The sequence below is a fragment of the Shewanella sp. 10N.286.54.B9 genome (assembly GCF_041468565.1).
GTDB lineage: Bacteria > Pseudomonadota > Gammaproteobacteria > Enterobacterales > Shewanellaceae > Shewanella.
Genome location: NZ_JBFRIY010000008.1, coordinates 1 through 20,267 on the forward strand (window position 1 = coordinate 1; position 20,267 = coordinate 20,267).

At 43.9% G+C, this 20,267-nt stretch carries 21 protein-coding genes; 14 read left to right on the forward strand and 7 right to left on the reverse strand.

What is annotated here, in order from left to right:
* Positions 1-145 precede the first annotated feature (145 nt).
* Both purD and purH read right to left on the reverse strand, forming a co-directional pair.
* Positions 146-1,441: a phosphoribosylamine--glycine ligase gene (purD, locus tag AB4135_RS02275; protein ID WP_371989954.1), complete on the reverse strand. Its 1,296-nt coding sequence runs from the start codon at positions 1,439-1,441 to the stop codon at positions 146-148.
* A gap of 252 nt (positions 1,442-1,693) precedes the next feature.
* Entirely contained in the window at positions 1,694-3,283 is a 1,590-nt protein-coding gene (gene purH, locus AB4135_RS02280) for a bifunctional phosphoribosylaminoimidazolecarboxamide formyltransferase/IMP cyclohydrolase (RefSeq protein ID WP_371989956.1), read from the reverse strand.
* Between the two features lie 327 nt (positions 3,284-3,610).
* Here purH and zntR point away from each other — a divergent pair, with 327 nt between their 5' ends.
* From zntR to AB4135_RS02300, 4 genes are all read left to right on the forward strand, one after another.
* On the forward strand, positions 3,611-4,126 hold the full coding sequence (zntR, locus tag AB4135_RS02285) for a Zn(2+)-responsive transcriptional regulator (protein ID WP_371989958.1): 516 nt from the start codon (positions 3,611-3,613) through the stop codon (positions 4,124-4,126).
* Between the two features lie 2 nt (positions 4,127-4,128).
* Positions 4,129-5,448, forward strand: a complete 1,320-nt coding sequence (locus AB4135_RS02290) for an SO_0444 family Cu/Zn efflux transporter (protein WP_371989960.1) — start codon at positions 4,129-4,131, stop codon at positions 5,446-5,448.
* Between the two features lie 142 nt (positions 5,449-5,590).
* Positions 5,591-6,241: a thiol:disulfide interchange protein DsbA/DsbL gene (locus tag AB4135_RS02295; protein ID WP_371989961.1), complete on the forward strand. Its 651-nt coding sequence runs from the start codon at positions 5,591-5,593 to the stop codon at positions 6,239-6,241.
* An 11-nt stretch (positions 6,242-6,252) separates the two neighbouring features.
* Entirely contained in the window at positions 6,253-6,660 is a 408-nt protein-coding gene (locus tag AB4135_RS02300; RefSeq protein WP_371989963.1) for a thiol-disulfide oxidoreductase DCC family protein, read from the forward strand.
* A 69-nt stretch (positions 6,661-6,729) separates the two neighbouring features.
* On the opposite strand, the gene AB4135_RS02305 is transcribed toward AB4135_RS02300, so the two are convergent.
* Entirely contained in the window at positions 6,730-7,464 is a 735-nt protein-coding gene (locus AB4135_RS02305) for a YebC/PmpR family DNA-binding transcriptional regulator (protein ID WP_371989965.1), read from the reverse strand.
* Positions 7,465-7,589: 125 nt separating this feature from the next.
* On the reverse strand, positions 7,590-8,507 hold the full coding sequence (locus AB4135_RS02310; RefSeq protein ID WP_371989967.1) for a LysR family transcriptional regulator: 918 nt from the start codon (positions 8,505-8,507) through the stop codon (positions 7,590-7,592).
* A gap of 121 nt (positions 8,508-8,628) precedes the next feature.
* On the opposite strand from AB4135_RS02310, the gene AB4135_RS02315 reads away from it, so the two are divergent.
* From AB4135_RS02315 to AB4135_RS02325, 3 genes are all read left to right on the forward strand, one after another.
* Complete coding sequence (locus AB4135_RS02315) at positions 8,629-8,994, forward strand: isochorismatase (RefSeq protein ID WP_371989969.1); 366 nt, start codon at positions 8,629-8,631, stop codon at positions 8,992-8,994.
* 517 nt (positions 8,995-9,511) lie between these two features.
* Entirely contained in the window at positions 9,512-9,697 is a 186-nt protein-coding gene (locus AB4135_RS02320; RefSeq protein WP_371989971.1) for a hypothetical protein, read from the forward strand.
* A 54-nt stretch (positions 9,698-9,751) separates the two neighbouring features.
* Positions 9,752-11,425, forward strand: coding sequence for a multiheme c-type cytochrome (locus AB4135_RS02325; protein WP_371989973.1), 1,674 nt, complete (start codon positions 9,752-9,754; stop codon positions 11,423-11,425).
* Between the two features lie 79 nt (positions 11,426-11,504).
* Here the strand turns inward: AB4135_RS02325 and AB4135_RS02330 are convergent, their stop codons facing one another.
* The gene (locus tag AB4135_RS02330) at positions 11,505-12,440 is read right to left on the reverse strand and encodes a LysR substrate-binding domain-containing protein (RefSeq protein WP_371989975.1); all 936 of its coding nucleotides are present in this window, start codon (positions 12,438-12,440) and stop codon (positions 11,505-11,507) included.
* 126 nt (positions 12,441-12,566) lie between these two features.
* On the opposite strand from AB4135_RS02330, the gene AB4135_RS02335 reads away from it, so the two are divergent.
* The 5 genes from AB4135_RS02335 to AB4135_RS02355 all read left to right on the forward strand — a co-directional run bounded on the left by AB4135_RS02335 (position 12,567) and on the right by AB4135_RS02355 (position 17,310).
* Positions 12,567-13,640: an HlyD family secretion protein gene (locus AB4135_RS02335; RefSeq protein WP_371989977.1), complete on the forward strand. Its 1,074-nt coding sequence runs from the start codon at positions 12,567-12,569 to the stop codon at positions 13,638-13,640.
* Positions 13,640-15,214, forward strand: a complete 1,575-nt coding sequence (locus AB4135_RS02340) for a DHA2 family efflux MFS transporter permease subunit (protein ID WP_371989979.1) — start codon at positions 13,640-13,642, stop codon at positions 15,212-15,214. The genes AB4135_RS02335 and AB4135_RS02340 overlap by 1 nt, the downstream gene beginning before the upstream one ends.
* A gap of 185 nt (positions 15,215-15,399) precedes the next feature.
* Positions 15,400-15,858 (forward strand): GNAT family N-acetyltransferase, encoded by a 459-nt coding sequence (locus AB4135_RS02345; protein WP_371989981.1) that lies wholly within the window; start codon positions 15,400-15,402, stop codon positions 15,856-15,858.
* A gap of 4 nt (positions 15,859-15,862) precedes the next feature.
* A complete protein-coding gene (locus AB4135_RS02350) occupies positions 15,863-16,180 on the forward strand; it encodes a putative quinol monooxygenase (protein ID WP_371989982.1) in 318 nt (105 codons plus the stop codon).
* A 245-nt stretch (positions 16,181-16,425) separates the two neighbouring features.
* Complete coding sequence (locus tag AB4135_RS02355) at positions 16,426-17,310, forward strand: radical SAM protein (protein WP_371989984.1); 885 nt, start codon at positions 16,426-16,428, stop codon at positions 17,308-17,310.
* Positions 17,311-17,327: 17 nt separating this feature from the next.
* On the opposite strand, the gene AB4135_RS02360 is transcribed toward AB4135_RS02355, so the two are convergent.
* A complete protein-coding gene (locus AB4135_RS02360) occupies positions 17,328-18,164 on the reverse strand; it encodes a mechanosensitive ion channel family protein (protein WP_371989986.1) in 837 nt (278 codons plus the stop codon).
* A gap of 211 nt (positions 18,165-18,375) precedes the next feature.
* Here AB4135_RS02360 and AB4135_RS02365 point away from each other — a divergent pair, with 211 nt between their 5' ends.
* Positions 18,376-18,834 carry a hypothetical protein gene (locus AB4135_RS02365; RefSeq protein WP_371989988.1) on the forward strand — a complete coding sequence of 153 codons (459 nt, stop codon included), beginning with the start codon at positions 18,376-18,378 and terminating at the stop codon, positions 18,832-18,834.
* Positions 18,835-18,889: 55 nt separating this feature from the next.
* Here AB4135_RS02365 and AB4135_RS02370 read toward each other — a convergent pair whose 3' ends face one another.
* Positions 18,890-19,105: a YdcH family protein gene (locus AB4135_RS02370; RefSeq protein ID WP_020914669.1), complete on the reverse strand. Its 216-nt coding sequence runs from the start codon at positions 19,103-19,105 to the stop codon at positions 18,890-18,892.
* Between the two features lie 376 nt (positions 19,106-19,481).
* Here AB4135_RS02370 and udp point away from each other — a divergent pair, with 376 nt between their 5' ends.
* Entirely contained in the window at positions 19,482-20,240 is a 759-nt protein-coding gene (gene udp / locus AB4135_RS02375; protein WP_220735557.1) for a uridine phosphorylase, read from the forward strand.
* The last annotated feature ends 27 nt before the right edge of the window (positions 20,241-20,267 follow it).

Here is a 20,267-nt window from a genome sequence, read left to right on the forward strand (position 1 = left end):
TGCTAGGTGTTAGGTGTTAGATGTTAGGTGTTAGGTGTTAGGTGTTAGGTGTTAGGGGGAAATATCTGCATATCTGCTTTTGTGACGGAAAATAAAAAGCCCAGTGATAACTGGGCTTTAAGCGGTTTAGCATAAGCTTTCGGCTCTAGCTGTTCTCTCTTGCTATTGCTCGATAAGCGATATCGGTGCGGAAATACACGTCATCCCAATGGATGGCGTCTACTAATTGGTAAGCGCAAGCTTGAGCTTCAGTGACGCTATTACCTAATGCCGTTGCACAAAGTACGCGACCGCCATTAGTTACAACATGACCATCTTTGATGCTGGTACCGGCATGGAATACTTTGGCATTGTTATTACCAAGGTCTAGACCTTCAATAACATCATGTTTGCGGTATGCATTTGGGTATCCGCCTGCGGCCAAAACCACGCCAACAGCTGCACGCGAATCAAACTCAGCAGTCACCTGATCAAGTTCACCACGGGTTGATGCTAAGCAAAGCTCAACCAGATCCGATTTTAAGCGCATCATGATTGGCTGAGTTTCAGGGTCACCAAAGCGGCAGTTGTACTCAAGTACTTTTGCGCTGCCATCTGGAGCGATCATTAGACCCGCATAAAGGAAACCAGTATAGACATTGCCTTCAGCGGCCATGCCATCAACCGTTGGGCGAATCACATTTGCAATGGTCCAATCGTGAACCGCTTGGGTCACTACTGGTGCTGGTGAGTATGCACCCATGCCACCAGTATTAGGGCCATGATCGCCGTTATCACGGGCTTTATGATCTTGGCTGCTGGCCATCGCCAGAATGTTCTTGCCATCAACCATCACGATGAAGCTTGCTTCTTCGCCTTTGAGGAATTCTTCAACTACCACACGAGAACCCGCTTCACCGAATAGGTTACCCGCTAGCATATCTTCGATTGCAGCATCAGCTTCTGCTTGATCTGCCGCAATAATCACGCCCTTTCCTGCCGCTAAGCCATCAGCTTTAATAACGATAGGGAAACCAGTGGTCGCTGTCATTTCAGTCACGTAAGCTTTAGCCGGCTCAATCTCAGTAAAGTTTGAGTAAGCTGCTGTAGGAATATTGTGACGCGCTAAAAAATCTTTCGTAAATGCTTTTGAAGATTCTAACTGCGCAGCGCCTTTGGTTGGGCCAAATATTGGCAGTCCCGCTTCATTAAACGCATCGACCACACCTAAAGCCAGCGGTACTTCTGGACCGACTATGGTAATTGCCACTTTTTGCTCGGTAGCAAAAGCGACTAGCGCAGAGATCTCTTCAACATTGATCGCTACGTTTTCTAGCTTCGGCTCTAATGCTGTGCCAGCGTTACCCGGTGCAACAAAAACGGTTTCTACTTGCGACGATTGCGCCGCTTTCCATGCCAATGCATGTTCGCGACCGCCACCACCAATAATTAATACTTTCATATCTTTACCTTTTATAGCTGCGCCATTTTTCCTATCTCTGCATCAAGCATGCTCACGTATTGGCATACGCTGCGCGTGCTTTCTTTGACATAGAAAAAATGGCTTGCTCTAAACGTTAAAAATCAATTTTTAGAAGCTTGAGGCAAAGACCCTAAGGTGCAGAACCTAGAACCTAGAACCTAGAACCTAGAACCTAGAACCTAGAACCTAGAACCTAGAACCTAGAACCTAAAACCTAAAGCTTCATATAAATTAATGACGGAAGTGACGCATGCCGGTAAATACCATTGCCATGCCGTGCTCATCAGCTGCTGCGATAATCTCTTCATCACGAATAGAACCGCCTGGCTGAATGATGCAGCTAATGCCCGCTTCTGCTGCAGCATCAATACCGTCACGGAATGGGAAGAATGCATCAGATGCCATCACAGAGTCTTGCACCACTAAACCTTCATCAGCAGCTTTAATACCAGCAACTTTAGCACTGTATACACGGCTCATTTGGCCTGCGCCCACACCGATAGTCATGCTGTTCTTGGCATAAACGATTGCGTTTGATTTAACAAACTTAGCCACTTTCCAGCAGAACATTAGATCTTTCATTTCTGCAGCTGTTGGTTGACGTTTAGAAACGACTTTAACGTCATCAATCGCAACCATGCCTTGGTCGCGATCTTGCAGCAATAAGCCGCCATTAACGCGTTTGTAATCTAGGCTGGCAGTCTTGCTTGCCCATTGGCCACACTCAAGTAAACGTACGTTGGCTTTGGCAGCAACAACGTCGCGAGCTGCTTGGCTAACTGATGGGGCAATAATCACTTCAACAAACTGACGCTCAACAATCGCTGTTGCTGTGGCTGCATCTAATTCGCCGTTAAAGGCGATGATGCCACCAAATGCTGAGGTTGGATCAGTTTGGAATGCGCGGTTGTATGCTTCAAGTAGATTGTCACCAATCGCCACACCACATGGGTTAGCGTGCTTAACGATGACACAAGCTGGCTCGTCAAACTCTTTAACACACTCTAATGCCGAATCGGTATCAGCAATGTTGTTGTAAGAAAGCGCTTTACCTTGCAGCTGAATTGCTGTTGCAACAGAAGCTTCATCGATATTGGTATCAACATAGAAAGCGGCTGTTTGATGGCTGTTTTCGCCATAACGTAAGTCTTGCTTTTTGACTAGTTGAGTGTTGTAAGTGCGTGGGAACTTAGAATCTTCGTGGCACTCATCTTTACTGTGAGCTGGTACTTTAGTACCGAAGTAGTTAGCGATCATGCCATCGTATGCAGCTGTATGTTCAAAAGCGGCAATAGCAAGATCGAAACGTGTTTCCAGTGTCGTGCTACCTTCGTTTGCTTGCATCTCAGCAATCACGCGGCCGTAGTCGCTAGCATTAACAATGATAGTGGTATCTTTGTGATTTTTTGCGGTAGAGCGAACCATGGTCGGGCCGCCAATGTCGATGTTTTCGACAGCGTCCGCTAAGGTACAACCTTCTTTAGCAACAGTTTCGGCAAATGGGTACAAGTTAACAGCAACCAAATCGATTGGATTGATGTTGTTTTGCTCCATAACGATTTCGTCGATACCACGGCGCGCCAAAATGCCACCATGCACTTTAGGATGCAAAGTCTTTACACGACCATCCATAATTTCTGGATGACCAGTGTAATCCGATACTTCAATGACAGGCACACCATTATCTGCCAACAGGCGGGCGGTGCCACCAGTAGATAGTAGCTCAACACCTTGAGCATGCAACGCTTGTGCAAACTCTAAGATTCCGGTTTTATCTGAAACGCTTAACAGCGCGCGACGAATAGGTCTGGCATTATTCATTGTAGGTACAGGGTCCAGTAGTTATTTTAAGGATCTTTCGGAAAACAGAACAGTATCAGGCTTGCTTACCTCTACACTGCTTTCCAAAAGTCCCTCACTATTTTTACTCTCCCGTCACGGCGCGCGTATTTTACCGTAATTTTACCCTTGGCGGTGTTTTTTTCTGCGCGATTTCACAATACGGTAAACAGAACAAGCTTTGATCTAACTTTTTAGCCAGAATAAGCCTTGACCTTGGATACAACTCCAAGGTTTATACTTGGTTTATTGATAAATATCTGCACGATAATATTTGGCAATGTAAATGCTTTATACAAGGGGAAGTCGATGTATCGAATTGGTGAGCTAGCACAGTTGTGTGAGGTCAAAACGGATACGTTAAGGTTTTACGAGAAGCACGGTTTGTTATCGCCTTCATCAAGAACTGATTCTGGTTATCGCATCTATACCGAAAATGACGCAGAGCGTTTACGATTTATTTTGCGGGCTAAAGCGGTTGGTTTTACCCTTGCTGAGATCACTGAGCTGTTGTCGATTGAGCTGGATAAGTCTAATTGGGCTTGTGCCGATGTTAAAGGCTTAGTCGATGACAAGTTAGCCAACGTTGAAGCTAAAATTGCTGAGTTGAATCATTTTCAACTATCACTACAAAGGCTATCCCAAGCTTGCTGCGGCGGGCCAGAAAGTGCAGAGCATTGCTCTATATTAGAGGCGTTGGAATCAAGTACCGACAATATTCGCTGTGAAGGTGATTCACATGAGCATGGCCATAATCATGACGATGCGCAATTTACTAAAAATTGTCAAAACAAAGCAGTTAGTAAGAATTCAAAAGAGAAATAGTTATGTTATTTGCAAACTTTATCGACCTATTCCTTGATTCAGCCCCTTGGTTGTTGCTCGGTCTATTTCTGGCTGGAATGCTAAAGATGTTCGTGCCAATGGCATGGATGCAAAAGCAACTGGGTGGCCATGGTTTTAAAACCACGGTAAAGGCGGCTGTTCTCGGCGCGCCATTGCCACTGTGTTCTTGTGGTGTTATTCCCGCAGCAGTCGGGCTACGACGCAGCGGTGCATCGAAAGCGGCTACCACATCATTTTTAGTGTCAACGCCGGAAACCGGAGTTGATTCAGTAACGGTTTCATATGTACTACTCGGCCCATTTATGGCAATTGTCAGACCTATCGCTGCGGTTACCAGTGCCATCGTTGCCGGCCTGCTTGTTGGTCGTGATGACGATGATGTTAAGCCAGCCTCTGAGGCCGAGAAAGCTACCAGCTCATCTTGTTGTAGTAGCAAAAAAGCGCAGCCGAAAGTCGCGACTAACAGCTGTTGTGCCGGGGAAAAGAAAGCCACTGTTAGTATGAAACCAATGGCTCAGAGCAGTGTGATGAGTCAGGCTGCCAATGCCGCTCCGTTAAATTTGTCGCCAGTGATTGAGCCCAAAAAATCAACTTGTTGCAGCAGTGACAAAGCAGCGGTTAAAGCTGAGGCTGCGTCATCTTGTTGTAGCACAAAGAGTTCAGACTCCGCTGAAACTGAAAGTTGTTGTGAGTCGACTAAAGATATTGCCACTGAACTTAAAGGTACATCGGTTATTAGCCGGATCGGTAAAGGCTTACACTTTGCTGCCACCGACTTAGTACGCGATACCACTGTTTGGCTATTAATCGGTTTGTTCTTTGCTGCATTAGTCACAACTTATGTGCCAGGTGATTTTATGGCTAAATGGGGCGATGGTATTTTAGCCATGCTAGTGATGGTACTGATCTCTGTGCCTATGTATATCTGTGCTACAGCATCAACGCCTATTGCAGCTGGCTTGTTATTAGCTGGGGTTTCACCAGGAGCGGTATTGGTGTTTATGTTGGCAGGTCCTGCAACTAATATCGCTACCTTAGGTGTGGTGACTAAAGAGCTAGGTAAACGTGCGTTGTTTGGCTATTTAGGCGGCGTGCTAGGCGTCGCGTTAGTTTCAGGCGTCTTGGTTAACTATCTGGTGGATACTTTTGGCTTTGTGGTAATGCCACAAGTTGGAGAGCATCATAACTTGTTGCCGGCTGCTATTGTTTATTCATCAGCGGTTGTACTTGCTATCTTGATGGCTAAGGTCTTTTTAGACATGTTGCCTAAGAACTGGTGGCGCCGAGATTGCTGCTCATAATAAATCTTAATTAGTCACAGGATTTACAGGCACTCATTGAGTGCCTTTTTTATGCTAAATTAAAAGGCAGTTAATAAAACATTTGCTAATCAGCCAACTGCTTATACTGATTGGTATAACAAAAACATCGTAAGGATACTTGATGAAAAAATTACTGACGCTGCTACTTTTGACCTTTGTCGTTGTTGCTTGCGGTGATAAAAATGCAATCGATGCCAATTATGTTGAAGGTGTTAACTATCGCGCGCTGGCAACTCCAATTGTGACAAGCGGTGAGCAGATCGAAGTGATGGAGTTTTTTTGGTATGGCTGTCCACATTGTGAGTCATTTGAACAACCGCTGCATCAATGGCATAAAACCATGGCTGCAGATGTTGCCCTAGTGCAGTCCCCCGCAATGTGGAATGATCTAATGAAGTTGCACGCCAAGGTATTTTTCATCGTGCAGAATATGACTGATGGCGATAAGGCGCATGCTGCGCTATTTCAAGAGGTGATGGAGCTGCGTGAGATCCGTGATATTAAATTACAAACACAAAAATTAGCGGAATTCATGCAAGGTTATGGCCTTAGTAAAGCAGAGTTTATGCAGCAACTGGCATCGGTTGAAGTCAATCAGCAGCTTGCTCAAGCCATTAAGCTTATGTCTCAGTCTGAAATCGATGGTACACCTTCAATTGTGGTCAATGGCCGCTACTTAGTACTGAATCAGTCAGCAAAGAGTTTTGAGCAGGTATTGGATATTACTCGGTTTTTGGTCGAGCAGGAGCGAACTCGGTTAGCCGCGAATTAATGGTAGCGACGGTGCAAGCGCAATCACAGATAATCATCTTCGATGGCATATGTAATCTTTGCCACGGCGCAGTTAATTTTGTGATTAGTCATGATAGTCGCGAACGCTTTATGTTTGCCTCGTTGCAATCTAATCCAGGTAAAAGGTACTTATCTAAGTTCGGTGTGACTGAGGTTGCTTTAGATAGCGTGATATTGATAAAAGGTGATAAGTGCTATCTGCGCAGTGATGCAGCGATTGAGATTGTAAAGTCTCTTGATGCACCTTGGCCGCTGTTACGTTTTAGCCGTTTTTTACCGAAATTAATACGTGATGGACTTTATAATGCAGTGGCAAAGCAACGTTATAGGCTATTTGGCACAAGAGCAATCTGCCTGTTACCAACGGCTGCAGTAAAAAGTCGCTTTATCGAAGATTAATTGATATAGCCAATAAAAAAGGCACTCAATGAGTGCCTTTTCCGTATCTCTATTACCTTTCACAAAATACTATGCTTCTGCGGGTAACTCAGCGTTGTGGTAAACGTTCTGCACGTCATCACAATCTTCAAGCGCAGCTAAGAACTTTTCAAACTGCTCTATCTCTTCTGCGTCAGTAATCGCTGTCATAGTTTGTGGCACGAAAGTGATCTCTTCCATGACATATTCAGTTTCTGCAGGAAGTTCAGCCGCGAGTGCTGTTTTAACTTTGAAGAACTCTGTGTGTGGAGCATAAACACTGATCATGCCGTCATCAAGCTCAACGTCAGTCACATCAACGTCGGCCATCATTAGCATTTCAAGGATCGCATCTTCGTCATCACCAGCAAATACGAATACGGCTTGGTGATCAAACATATGGCCAGCAGTACCTGGACCACCTAGTTTGGCGTCATTTTTAACGAATGCTTGACGCACTTGAGTAAAGGTACGTTTGCCATTGTCTGTTAAACAATCAGCAATAACCATACAGCCACCAGGACCAAAACCTTCGTAGCGAGCACTTTCATAATCTTCACCGCCACCGCCACGCGCTTTTTCGATCGCACGCTCAATAACATGAGCGGGTACTTGATCTTTTTTAGCCTTGGAAATCATTTGACGTAACGCTAAGTTACCGTCGGGATCGAAACCACCATTTTTGGCACAAACGTAGATCTCTTTTCCGTATCTAGAATAGAGTCTCGTCTTCTGCCCAGCAGTTTTCGCCATGGATTCTTTGCGGTTTTGGTATGCTCTGCCCATCTTGATCTTTCTCACTAAGCTTTAAAAAATTGCCAGCAATGTTAGCAGCTTTATTAGCACAAATCAGGTGCAGGCCTTTAAAAATACTAATCCCGATCAATAAAAGCTGCTATGCAGGCTTTACGCTAACTTTTATTGCAGCTGAAATATCGCATCAGTAGCTCAATCGTGGTTTTTATTAGTTGTGGTGGTTTATGGCCAAAATCATGCACTGCATATACGGCATTGAGCGAGCATTGATAATTGGGCAGCAACATCGCCAATTGATTTTGAGCCTCTGCTTGCTGAAACATAAATTCGGGTAGTAACCCGACACCAAGATCCGCTTTAGCCAATGCGCATACCGCTGATGAGTTGTCAGTGAATCGATTGGCAACAAACTCTAGCCTTTTTAGTGTAGGCGCTTGATTGTGAGTGAGATGCGCTAATGGCTCTAGTTGATGAGTGAGTTTCGGCTTTTGCCATGAGTTGGCAATGTAATCCAAAGACAGCCACTGCTCGGCATTGATCTCATTTTTATGTTGCTCTATATACGCAGGGCTGGCACAGACCACATCTCTGAAGTCGCCGAGTTTTCGCTGTATTAAATTGCTAGAGGGCAGCTTGCCTACGCGTATCACCAGATCTATGTCATCGCTAAGTAGATCGACGCGCTGATCGGCGACGCTGATAATCGGCCTAACCTGTGTATTATCGCGACATAGTTCACCCACAGCGGGTGCGACGATTGAATCGATAAGCGCATGGGGCGCACTTATTCTGATAGGGCCAGCAATGTTTCCGCCAGTGTCGCGTGCTTCCTGCCATGCGGCTTGAGAAATGTTTGCCATTTGTACACAGCGCTGATAAAAATCAGTTCCTGCTGGGGTTAGCTGTTGCTTGCGGGTAGTTCGATGCAGTAATTGCACCCCCACTGCGAGCTCAAGACTTTTGAGGTGATGGCTTATTACTGACTTTGATAGATCCAATTCATCAGCCGCAGCGCTGATCGAACCCGCATCGACTATCTGTTTAAAAATTGCCATATGGCGTAAATAGTCCATATTCCCCACCAATTGTTTTATTTAATCGAACAGTTATTGCTACTTTACCTAGGTTATCAATCGTAATCTTAGCTGTAAACTGGCTACACATTTTTAAAGTAACAGCTATTGGAGTTATACCATGTCTTCAGCCTTATTAGATGCAGTTAAGTTAGCCAGTGAAACTTGGAAAGAGGGTTTTAACAGTCAAAATGCCAAGCAGTGTGCGGGGCAGTATGAAGTGAATGCGATAATGCAAGCTCGGCCATTTGGTAAGTTTGAAGGCCGAGAGGCTATTGAAGCATTCTGGCAAAACTTGATTAATGAAGGGTTTGATAGCGTGGAATATATCGAACCTAACTTCAGTATTGTGGATGACAATACTGTGTTACTGACCTCTTCTTGGAAAATGAACAAAGCCCATGGAGTGATCCATAAAGAGCTGTGGGTACTGCAACAAGATGGCACAGCTAAGCTTGCTGATGATGATTTTGAAGTGCTGGGGTAGTTGCTCTGTTAGCGGGGTAATTATTCATAGGTAATTTTTGAAGAAAGCCAAGGTGAAATTTACAGGTCGCAGTAGAGCTATTAGCTATAAAAACGTCGGCAAACTTGCCGGCGTTTTCGTATGTAGGGAGCAATCGATTCACTCATTTATACCGAATGCTATAGGGTATGTTGTCAATCTGAACTCCCTCTCGATGAGTTGTAAGTCATTAAATATTGAGTAAATATTAATTTAATATTAATCTAATTCTGTATATTAATTGCTCTTTTTATTTTTGTGATGAGTGATGAGAAGGCTTCATATTAATGGGGAATAATTCACACATTAAATGTTGAAACATCATTACTGTATACACGGGGGAGTAAAGATCACATCTAAAGAATAATTTTGGAGTGATGATGAAGCGCTTTAACAATGTGGGGTCGCCTTAATTGTAGCGGCAGCTTTCGGGCTTACAGCCTGTAGTGATGGAAAAGATGGTAATGACGGTGAAGATGGCACCAGCCCGTTACCGCCAGTGGTAGAGAAATCAACAACGACTAACGTTGAAATGGTAGCGCACACCCTTGAAGAGGGAGCAATCAAATTTGAGTTTGAAATTACTAACGAAGAAGGGTTATTAATTTCAGGTTTAGAGAATGCCAGTGCAGAAATGGCGGTGCTCACAGAAAAGGGGATCGCCCGTAGACGCCCCGATTACTAAGGTACAATCGTCGGTGGCAGTGCAGACCAATCAACAGATGGTGCTAGCCTGACAATGAATGATAACGGCCGTTATGAGTTTTATGCGCCAATGGCTGCAATTGATACTGGTAGCGAAGGCATAATACGTCTTGCTGTTGGCGGCGGTGACAATATCGCAAAATCACGCTATATGGTTATCGATAAAACCGAAGGCTTGCATACCACCACCACTGAAACCTGCCAAAGCTGTCATGTGGATTACGCTGCATCTAAGCTAAAACACCCTAGTTATACCGCTATTAATACTGATGGTGAAACCGATCTCGTTGCAGGCTGTATGGTTTGTCACGGTAATGTGGTGAGAGATGATGGTGGTTACGCACGTAACTCGATGCAAAAAATTGGTCATATCAACCACCAAAAATTTGAAAAAGATTTTGATGTTGCTAATTGCTACACCTGTCATGCTGAGCCAGTAACCAATGTTTATAGCATGAACACTTGTACTGATTGTCATGATGCAGCAGGTTCTGGTTCGACTAATGTGGCGATGACATACAGCGGCTTTAATGAATCTGACGATGTGCGTTTATTCCACAAGAAGGTAATGGAGAGAGCACAACTAAGAGAAGATCATTACACCACAACATCTGCGCCATTTATTGATAACAGCCTCGAGTGGGAAGATCACCCACAAGGTGGTTGGTGTACCACTGTATCGCTGTTTAACACTGCGGGTGAAACTGAGCAGCAACTTAACATAGGTGAAATGTACGCTGCCAAGACTTTGACCTATGCTGGGGCTTACATTCATGGCTACTACAATGAGTCTTTAGTTGGTCGTCCTAGTCCACGTGGTGCAGAGCAGTATATTGAAAATAAGGATGGCAGCCGTTCAGTTTGTTATCCACATTTAGATGGGCTAGACAGCGACTATCGCTTAGCAGATTTAGTGGCCAGTACTCGGGTGACATTTAAGCAAGCTGACGACGACGGTGGCTACGACGGCGTCTCTTTCACCAGTTATTCTGACGCTGTAGATCATAGTGGTGTGAAAACACAAGACTATGAACGTCGTCATTCGGTGACAGCTAATAGTTGTACCACTTGTCACAACAATGAAACTAACTACCATAAAAACGGTAGTTATAATGAAGGTGGCTTAGATTGTGTGGCTTGCCATAACAATGGTCAGGATCGCTCAGGTATGAGAACTGTTGCTATGGATGCGTTCGAAACAGATGCTAAACGCATTGAAGCGGGTTACGTTATTCCTGCTCTGAGCAGTGGTGTTCAAGTCGGCTGGAAAGCTAACAGTGCTCCAGGTTTTGGTCCGCTAATACACGGCATGCACTGGGGGACACAAACTGTGCTAGGTTCAGAGTTAGACAGCAAAGGTAACGAAAATCTAACTACCAACTCTGCAATTAAGTTAAACGCCGAAAACTGTGTTTCATGTCATGCTGACGGAATAGAACTGTATGCGATTCCTAATCAGTTTATCCGTGCGAAAGCTTTCCATGGTGGTGACAATACTAAGATGGCAAGTCCAATTACGGCTAACTGTTTTGCTTGTCATAACGATGAACAAGCGCTAAACCATATGGTTCAGCAAGGCGGTTCAATTGATGAAGAAGTGGTTGCAGATTGGTACACCCAGCCAACTTCAGAGTCTTGTGCGACTTGTCACGCCGAAGGTAAGTCTTACGGTATTGAGAAGTTCCATGTCTTCGAACGTATGGAATAAAAAGTAAGGGTTAGTACCTCCCTGCATATAGCTAACCCGTGACTTTTTAGGGCTCTTACATAAGAGCCCTTTTTCATATCTATGATATGGGGCGTTGAATATAATCAGGTATCTCAATGATCTGATCTTGCCAATTTTCAAATAAACTTTGATATAAAAACTCTATAAACACTCGGTATCTTCTAGGGAGGTAAACCCGTTGTGGCATACTCATGGTAACGGCGTTTTGTTTCATTGGGTAATCTTGAAGTATTGGCACTAATAAGCCACTCTCAATTGCCGCATTACCAATGATCATAGGCACAGTGGCGATGCCAAGTCCCTCAATTGCAGCCTCTCTTACCAAAGTGATGTTATTGGTTTCTAGCCTAGATTCTGGCTCAACTGTTATCCAGCGTTCGCCATTAAATAGTGTCCAGCTATTATCAACATAGGGGGTAGAAAGTCGAATACAGTGATGTTGATTAAGGTCTTCTGGGATTTGTGGCGTACCATGTTGGCTGAGATACTCAGGGCTTGCCATCAGTACTTTTGGGGTATTCATCAGTGTGTATGTTTGTAGCGCTTCGTTAGGTTTTTCGGTAATTTGAAAGTTGAAATCAACGCCCTCGGCAATGACATCTACCATACGATTAGTTAGCTCAGCGTCAATCGTTATCTGTGGATAGGCTTTTAGAAATTTTGCCAGGACTCGCCCAAAATACAACTGTCCTAATTCGATTGGGCAGATAATTTTGAGATGGCCGGTAATCTTTTGCTGGCTGGCGCTGAGCTGATCTTCAGCATTTTGAAGATCTAACAAAATACGGTTAACTCGGTTGTAGTAATTTGCACCTGCCTCGGTTAGCTTTAATGCTCGAGTGGTTCTAAACAAAAGCTGTACACCTGCATCGGCCTCTAGCTCTGCAATTTTTCTACTGACAGTGGCTTTGGTGAGCCCCAATACTTTTGCCGCTTTAGTAAAACTTCCCTGCTCAACCACTTGAGCAAACATCTGCACTCGATTTAAATCCATTTGTTTAAACTCATAATTGTTACACCTATGAAACAGTGGGTCATTTTTTAACTATCTAATAAATATAATGAGACAGTAGTAAAATGTATGGCATTAATCAAGGATCACATGATTGGGGAGTCATATATGTCCAAGACAAAAATATTTATTGCGGTGCCATTATTACTGTTAGCGGTTGTTGCTGGTGGTTACTACTGGTGGAATAACGTGCGTAACTTTGAATCCACTGACAATGCTTATGTTGAGGCTGACATATCCCATGTGAGTGTTAAAGTGCCAGGTTATGTTATCAGCACCTTTGTGACCGACAATCAGCACGTTCAAAAAGGGCAGTTACTTGCTCAACTGGAAGACAATCAATACAAAGCTAAAGTGGCACAAAGCCAAGCGATGTTGGCAAGCGCCAAAGCCGATTTACAAACGCTCGCCGCACAAGTGGATCTTCAACAAGCACTGATCACTCAAGCTCATGCAGGAGTTGCTGCCGCAGAGGCGGAACGTTTGCGCGCCCAGCAACAACTGAAACGTGCTTCTTTACTAAAAGTGAAAAACTATAGTTCACAGGACACTGTTGATGAAGCACAAGCTGGGTTCCAGTCAGCGATAGCGCATCTTGATGAAGCGCAAGCAGCGTTAGTGGCTAAACAGCGAGAGTTGTCAGTATTTAGCGCACAATTGCTGGAGGCTGACTCCAGTGTCGAACAGGCAAAAGCTGGGCTGACGTTAGCGCAAATTCAGTTAGAAGATACCGAAATAGTCGCTCCATTTAGCGGCATAATTGGCAAGCGTGGCGCACAGCAAGGGCAATATGTACAGCCTGGGCAAGCGATTTATAGCATTGTTCCTGATGATGCAGTTTGGATTACGGCAAACTTTAAAGAGACACAAATAGCACATATGCATGCAGGGCAAACTGTCGATGTAGAGCTAGATGCTTTTGCTGGAGAGTCTTTTATTGGTGTGGTAGACAGCCTTGCACCTGCATCAGGGGCCAAATTTAGCCTATTACCTGCAGAAAACGCTACCGGCAATTTCACTAAGATTGTGCAACGTATTCCTGTTCGTATTCGAATCGAAGGCAGCAAGAATGGCGATATTGCTGCAGTGCGGATCGTGCCTGGTTTGAGCGCTTTGGTCAAAGTGAATACCGCAGATAACAGTTTCAATAGCGCCACCGCTGCTAATAAGGCCAATCGCTAATGACGTTGGCAGTGACAGCCAGTGCACCGGTGCAGGAAGTCGAGCGTGGCAGTCGCCGGGCTTGGATAGCGGTATTTGGCGGGCTTATTGGCGCGTTTATGGCCATTTTGGATATCCAAATTACCAACGCTTCAATGAAAGAGATCCAAGGTGGTTTAGGCGCAACGCTTGAGGAAGGCTCCTGGATTGCCACAGCCTATTTAGTTGCTGAGATGATTGCTATTCCGCTATCAGGTTGGCTCAGTAAAGGCTTGGATATACGGCGCTATATGCTGTGGAATAGTGCGATATTTATTGTCGCTTCTCTACTGTGTTCCATCGCCTGGAATTTGGAATCAATGATTGCCTTTCGCGCGATGCAGGGGTTCTTTGGTGGTGCGCTTATTCCTATGGCGTTTAGACTTATCCTTGAATACCTGCCGGATAATAAACGTGCAGTCGGTATGGCATTGTTTGGTGTGACTGCCACCTTTGCTCCGTCGATTGGGCCAACATTGGGCGGTTGGTTAACGGAGCAGTTTAGCTGGCATTATCTGTTCTATATTAACGTGCCGCCAGGGCTCATTGTCATGTCGATGTTGGCTTATGGATTGGTTAAGAAACCAATCAACTGGCTTGAATTGAAAAACGTCGATGTCAGCAGTGTTATCACTATGGCTTTGGGGATGGGCTGCTTAGAAGTGGTGCTAGAGGAGGGCAGCCGCAAAGAGTGGTTTAGCTCAGATTTTATTCGCGATCTTGCTATCATTTCTGCGATAAATATTTTTATTTTTATCTACTTACAATTGCGGAAATCAAATCCATTAGTCAATTTGAGACTACTAGGACAAAGAGATTTTGCGTTATCAACTATTGCCTATTTTCTATTGGGACTGGCGTTGTTTTCATCGATCTATATTGTGCCTTTATACCTGTCACAGATCCAAGATTACAACTCTTTAGAAATTGGTGAAGTATTAATGTGGATGGGCTTTCCACAGTTGTTGATTTTGCCGTTTATGCCTAAATTAATGCAGCGTTTTGACAATCGCTATTTAGCTGGCTTTGGTTTTTTTATGTTTGGCGTGAGTTATTACATGAACTGCCATATGACTGTCGATTTTGCAGGTCCACAGTTGATTGCTTCTATGGTGGTTAGAGCTATCGGCCAACCATTTATCATGGTACCTATTGGCATGTTGGCGACGGCACATATTTCAAAAGCTGAAAACGCCTCAGCATCCACTGTGCTTAATGTTATTCGTAATTTAGGTGGCGCAGTCGGTATTGCCTTGGTGGCGACTTTAACGGATAACTTAACTCGTTCCCATTTGGCGCACATTAAGGAAACACTGCCAGCTGTCAGCACTATGGCTAATCAGTATTTGTCTCAAAGTGCGAGCATGTTAGAGCTGGCAGGTTCCGATCCTGTCACTGCAAGTCAACAAGCGAGTGCGCTTCTTGGTAAAACCATGACTCAACAAGCTTCGATTCAAGCCTACAATGACGTGTTCTTTATTATGTCTGCGTTATTGATGGTGGCAGTGGTTTCGGTGCTATCGATTCGCAAACCAGCAGCAAACACTGCGCACTAGTTTTTCGGTAGCTTCCCGGCGCAGCCATTACTGCTATTCAGTGCGTTTATGACTTTGTTGTAAAATGAAGGCGTTGCTTACAGTAATGTTCTGCCCACTCCGGAAAATCAACAATCATTCTTCGCCTGTATTTGTTGATTTTAAGTGCTAGACTGCTGCACAAATCTATTAATGGAGAGTTGCTTATGTTGTGGAAATCTCTTTCCTTTTCAGAGCTTACACTCGATGAACTTTATGAAGTTCTCAAGCTAAGAGTTGATGTGTTTGTGGTAGAGCAAAACTGCCCTTATCCAGAGCTTGATAACAAAGACCGTCATAACCAAACCCAGCATTTATTAGGTGTTGATGGGCAAGGAGTCATCCAAGCTTATGCGCGCGTACTCGCGCCAGGCGTTAGTTACCCTGATGCCAGTATTGGCAGGGTGATTGTCTCTGAAGCTGCACGAGGCGGCGGAATTGCACATACCTTAATGCAAAAGGCCATTTCAATATCAGTTAAAAAATGGCCAGAGCACAATATTCAGTTGGGCGGACAGGAGCACTTAAAAGGCTTCTATAAAAAGCTGGGTTTTGAGCCGGTATCAGAAATGTATTTAGAAGATGGGATCCCTCATCTTGATATGCTATTAACTGTGGAGCGCTAGAGAGATGTCAGATTATAAAGTGAATACTCAACAGCTTGTTTGTGTGGCAACCTTTACTGCTAAGACTGGTAAAATTGCAGCCCTTGTTGATGCGTTAGCAGCATTAATCGCCGATACACGACGTGAGAGCGGCTGTATTCGGTATGAATTAAACCTAAGCCGAGACAATGCCGACAAAGTGACATTTGTAGAAAAATTTGTCGATGAAGCAGCGTTTAACAGTCATTGTGAAAAAGAGGCTATTCAGCACTATTTTCACCACATCATGCCAGAGTTAGTCGAATCGCATCACGTTGAAACCTATCACCAAGTGATAGCTTAAACGAATGACATAACAGTGTTCCCCAAGCTGACTGAAATTGTAATTTCAATCGCTTGGGGCGTTGAGCACCGCCCTTTCTATATCCATATAGTCGTGCATTAATGACCTTCACCACTCACTTGTGATTAGCTTGCCAAAAAAATTCCTAGTAGATCAACTCTTTAATGGAATTGGTATAACAGTAGTGTTTTGTCGATAAAAATGTTCAAATTTAACTCTGTCCATCGCTGAGCAAAAGGTACGCAGTGCTAAATTATATTGAACCTGTATTTAGACCCCCTTCGGAGTGGAAGTCGCTCATTTTGCAGGTGACCAACGGTTGTAGTTGGAACCAATGCAGCTTCTGCGATATGTACACTGCCAGCCAGAAGCGTTTTCGAGCGCAAAAAATCGATAAAGTAGAACAAGACTTGATTAAAGTCTCTAGCTCTCAAGCTCACATCTCTAGAGTGTTTTTGGCTGATGGCGATGCCATGACGCTGCCATTTGCTAGATTAGAAGAGATCTGCTTACTTATTAAAAAATACTTACCGTCAGTGATGCGGATCAGTAGTTATTGTCTGCCTCGTAATATCAATAATAAGACTCCTGAACAACTGCAGCGATTGCGAGAGCTGGGGCTAACTCTGCTCTATATCGGTTGTGAAAGTGGTGATGATGAAGTATTGCAGCGGATCAACAAGGGGGAAACGTTTGCTTCCTCATTAGCGGCACTACAAAAGATCAAAGCGGCTGGTATTAAGTCATCGGTGATGATCTTAAATGGTTTAGGTGGGACTTTGTTGTCACGGCAACATGCACAGCAATCAGCAAAGCTAATGAATGCAGCGCAACCCGAATTTTTGTCAACGCTGGTGGTAACATTACCACTAGGCACTGAGCGCATGGACGAGGCGTTTGATGGTCACTTTCAATTGCCAAATCAAATGCAATTGTTTGAAGAGATGCAGGTACTTCTGAGTCATTTAGAACTGGAAAAAACTATCTTTCGTTCAGACCATGCTTCCAATTATTTAGTATTAAAAGGTGTGCTGGGCAAAGATAAAACACAGCTACTAAGCCAAGTAGAGGCCGCAATGAATACGCCTGAACGTATTCAACTGCGACAGGAGTGGCAACGAGGTTTGTAGTATCGCGATAGCGGTGTTTACGGCGCTTGAATATGGATCTCTCTCACAGGGCAAGGGATCTCTATATTGGCTTCTCTGAGTGCTTTGATTAGGCTGGCATTGGTTTGGTATTTATCTTGGAAATAGCTTTCGGTCGCCACCCAATAACGAATGCCGATCTCAATACCTATGCTATTAAAATCATTGATACCCACTTGTGCATGCTCGCCATCACTCACCTGAGCGCTGTCAGTTAATACCTGTTTGAGGATTGCTACCACCTGTTCAGCATCTGATTTATAGCTGATATTGAGCGTGGTCTCTACCAGTTTGTTAGCAAAAGAGTTATGTAATACCTCACCGACTATGTGTTTATTGGGCACATTTATCTGTTCGCCCTCTTCATTGGTGAGCACTGTCATGCCTAGATGAATATCTTTAACGAGTCCACTAACACCCTTCACTTCAATGGTGTTACCGACAATGAAAGGTCGAGTTACTATGATAGTGATACCAGCGGCATAGTTTGCCAACATCCCTTGCAGAGCAAGACCTGCGCCTAATGATGCAGCACCAATCGCGGCAACCATAGGCGTTACGCTTATCCCGAGTTTTCCAAGGGCGATAACGCCAACCAGCAGAATGATTAATATACGAACAAAGTTACTGGTGAAATTGCTAAGGGTTATATCGATTTCATGTTTTTCAAAAAGGCGGGTGACAAGGTTGGATGCTTTAGCCGCAACCCATAAGCCAATTAAGAAAATTAGCGCGGCACCTAAAATACTAAAGCTATACTGCACAATAAACTCAGTGATCATGCTATAGGCATTTTGTAATTGAGCTATCTCTTGATCTAAACCTTGTTCATTCATTGTTTGGTCCTTAATACAACGTTTTCACTTTGCAGCTTACTGAAGTTAAACCATTTTGTAACTTGCTATTTACTATCGCGTCGATACTGTTTCATTCTTTTGCACACTGCGCGGATGATCCGTGAAGATGATCATGGTTTACTGTAAAGCCTATGTGATACTAGCAAGAATAGGTTATTCTCAAAGGTAATTCTAATCAGCGGGATCCATCATGAAAGCGATTATTTTAGTTATCTGTAGTTTGTTTGCCACCTCTGTCTGGGCAAATACTTATAGTGTTGGCGATCAGCTGGAAACCCTTAAACTGCAAGATCAATACGAGGCAGACTACCCTGTTGATCAGCAGGTGACTCAAATTTTATTTAGCCGTAGTATGGACGGCGGTAATCTGATTCAAGAAGCACTGGAATCCGAGCCGACACTTCATGAAACAGATACATTGGCTTATGTTGCTGACATTAGTGGCATGCCATCGTTAATTGCTCGCTTTGTGGCTATTCCACAGTTTAAGAAGTTTGAATATAGAGTGGCACTCGATCGAGAAGGTGAAATCACCAAGGCGCTACCTGCTGAAAAGGATCAGGCAACGTTAATTGAAATAACTGATAACAAGATCACTCAAATCAGTTATTTTGAATCAACTGAGTCATTGCTAGAAGCACTTAAGTAATGAATAAGTTAATAAAAAAGGCGCGTTAAGCGCCTTTTTTAGTTTTAGCATTCAGTTAAGCTGAGTGGCCTTTCAAAATATCGTAGATCTCCTCTTTCAAATGCAACTTCTGTAGCTTTAATTCGTGTACCTCTGGTGTGTAGTCGCTTGCGCTATGCTGTTCCAGATTCTTAATCTCTTCATCGAGCTGATTATGCTTGTTAAATTTTTTCTGGAAGTGAGTGTCAGAAGTTTTAAGTTTGCTTATTAATTCTCTGTATTCTGGAAACATGCAGGCTGTCCTTTTGCTGATATTTTCTTGTGGTTCAACTTTAAACTAGCGCGTTCTTTTTGGACTATTTGTGAGTTAGATCATGTTTTGCTGTTTTATTCTTAATTTATTGTAAAATCCGATTTAAGTGTTTGATTTTATGTTGTTATTGACGGTTGGTATTACTGGGGGATATAAGCTGATATAGAACTGGCACTCTGCAGTTCTACTGCTATATTTCAACAATCGTTAACAATCTTGTTTTAGTAACTAGATTACGACAATTCATTTACTCTTGGCAGAAAAAGTGTGATCAGGTTAACCTTATCGCGGTCGATACTAGGTTAAAGTCGATTTATTGAGAATTTTATAATCAAAATTGAAAGAGGTTTTCACAATGTCTGATGTATTTCATTTAGGCTTAACCAAAGAAATGCTAGCTGGCGCAAGCTTAGCTATCGTTCCAGGTGATCCAGAAAGAGTTAAACGTATTGCAGAGCTAATGGAGAATGCGACATTTCTTGCAAGCCACCGCGAATATACCAGTTATCTAGCGTATATCGACGGTAAGCCTGTTGTCGTGTGTTCAACAGGTATCGGTGGACCGTCTACCTCTATCGCAGTTGAAGAGCTGGCTCAGCTAGGTGTACGTACCTTCTTGCGTGTTGGAACAACTGGTGCTATCCAGCCACAGGTTAATGTTGGAGACGTGATTGTTACTCAAGCTTCTGTTCGTCTAGATGGCGCGAGCTTGCACTTTGCTCCTATGGAGTTCCCTGCGGTTGCAAACTTTGAATGTACTACCGCGATGGTTGAAGCGAGCCGTGATGCAGGTTTAGAGCCTCACATCGGTATCACTGCGTCATCTGACACCTTCTATCCTGGACAAGAGCGTTACGATACGGTTTCTGGCCGCATTACTCGTCAGTTCAAAGGGTCGATGCAAGAGTGGCAAGATCTTGGCGTGCTTAACTACGAAATGGAGTCTTCAACGCTATTTACCATGTGTGCTTCACAAGGTTGGCGTGCAGCGTGTGTTGCGGGTGTTATTGTGAACCGCACACAGCAAGAGATCCCAGATGAAGCGACGATGAAGAAAACAGAAGTGAGTGCTGTTTCAATCGTTGTAGCTGCAGCTAAAAAGTTGTTGGCATAATGGCAAGATATTCTCTATAAGAGGGGT

What these genes read in the sequence shown, in the direction of transcription:
- AB4135_RS02370 (WP_020914669.1), bottom strand. Translation starts at nt 19,105, where the DNA reads ATGTTTCCAGAATACAGAGAATTAATAAGCAAACTTAAAACTTCTGAC.
- AB4135_RS02360 (WP_371989986.1), bottom strand. Translation starts at nt 18,164, where the DNA reads ATGAATGAACAAGGTTTAGATCAAGAGATAGCTCAATTACAAAATGCC.
- AB4135_RS02335 (WP_371989977.1), top strand. Translation starts at nt 12,567, where the DNA reads ATGTCCAAGACAAAAATATTTATTGCGGTGCCATTATTACTGTTAGCG.
- AB4135_RS02310 (WP_371989967.1), bottom strand. Translation starts at nt 8,507, where the DNA reads ATGGACTATTTACGCCATATGGCAATTTTTAAACAGATAGTCGATGCG.
- purH (WP_371989956.1), bottom strand. Translation starts at nt 3,283, where the DNA reads ATGAATAATGCCAGACCTATTCGTCGCGCGCTGTTAAGCGTTTCAGAT.
- AB4135_RS02315 (WP_371989969.1), top strand. Translation starts at nt 8,629, where the DNA reads ATGTCTTCAGCCTTATTAGATGCAGTTAAGTTAGCCAGTGAAACTTGG.
- AB4135_RS02340 (WP_371989979.1), top strand. Translation starts at nt 13,640, where the DNA reads ATGACGTTGGCAGTGACAGCCAGTGCACCGGTGCAGGAAGTCGAGCGT.
- purD (WP_371989954.1), bottom strand. Translation starts at nt 1,441, where the DNA reads ATGAAAGTATTAATTATTGGTGGTGGCGGTCGCGAACATGCATTGGCA.
- udp (WP_220735557.1), top strand. Translation starts at nt 19,482, where the DNA reads ATGTCTGATGTATTTCATTTAGGCTTAACCAAAGAAATGCTAGCTGGC.
- AB4135_RS02295 (WP_371989961.1), top strand. Translation starts at nt 5,591, where the DNA reads ATGAAAAAATTACTGACGCTGCTACTTTTGACCTTTGTCGTTGTTGCT.
- zntR (WP_371989958.1), top strand. Translation starts at nt 3,611, where the DNA reads ATGTATCGAATTGGTGAGCTAGCACAGTTGTGTGAGGTCAAAACGGAT.
- AB4135_RS02305 (WP_371989965.1), bottom strand. Translation starts at nt 7,464, where the DNA reads ATGGGCAGAGCATACCAAAACCGCAAAGAATCCATGGCGAAAACTGCT.
- AB4135_RS02325 (WP_371989973.1), top strand. Translation starts at nt 9,752, where the DNA reads ATGAATGATAACGGCCGTTATGAGTTTTATGCGCCAATGGCTGCAATT.
- AB4135_RS02350 (WP_371989982.1), top strand. Translation starts at nt 15,863, where the DNA reads ATGTCAGATTATAAAGTGAATACTCAACAGCTTGTTTGTGTGGCAACC.
- AB4135_RS02345 (WP_371989981.1), top strand. Translation starts at nt 15,400, where the DNA reads ATGTTGTGGAAATCTCTTTCCTTTTCAGAGCTTACACTCGATGAACTT.
- AB4135_RS02330 (WP_371989975.1), bottom strand. Translation starts at nt 12,440, where the DNA reads ATGGATTTAAATCGAGTGCAGATGTTTGCTCAAGTGGTTGAGCAGGGA.
- AB4135_RS02365 (WP_371989988.1), top strand. Translation starts at nt 18,376, where the DNA reads ATGAAAGCGATTATTTTAGTTATCTGTAGTTTGTTTGCCACCTCTGTC.
- AB4135_RS02290 (WP_371989960.1), top strand. Translation starts at nt 4,129, where the DNA reads ATGTTATTTGCAAACTTTATCGACCTATTCCTTGATTCAGCCCCTTGG.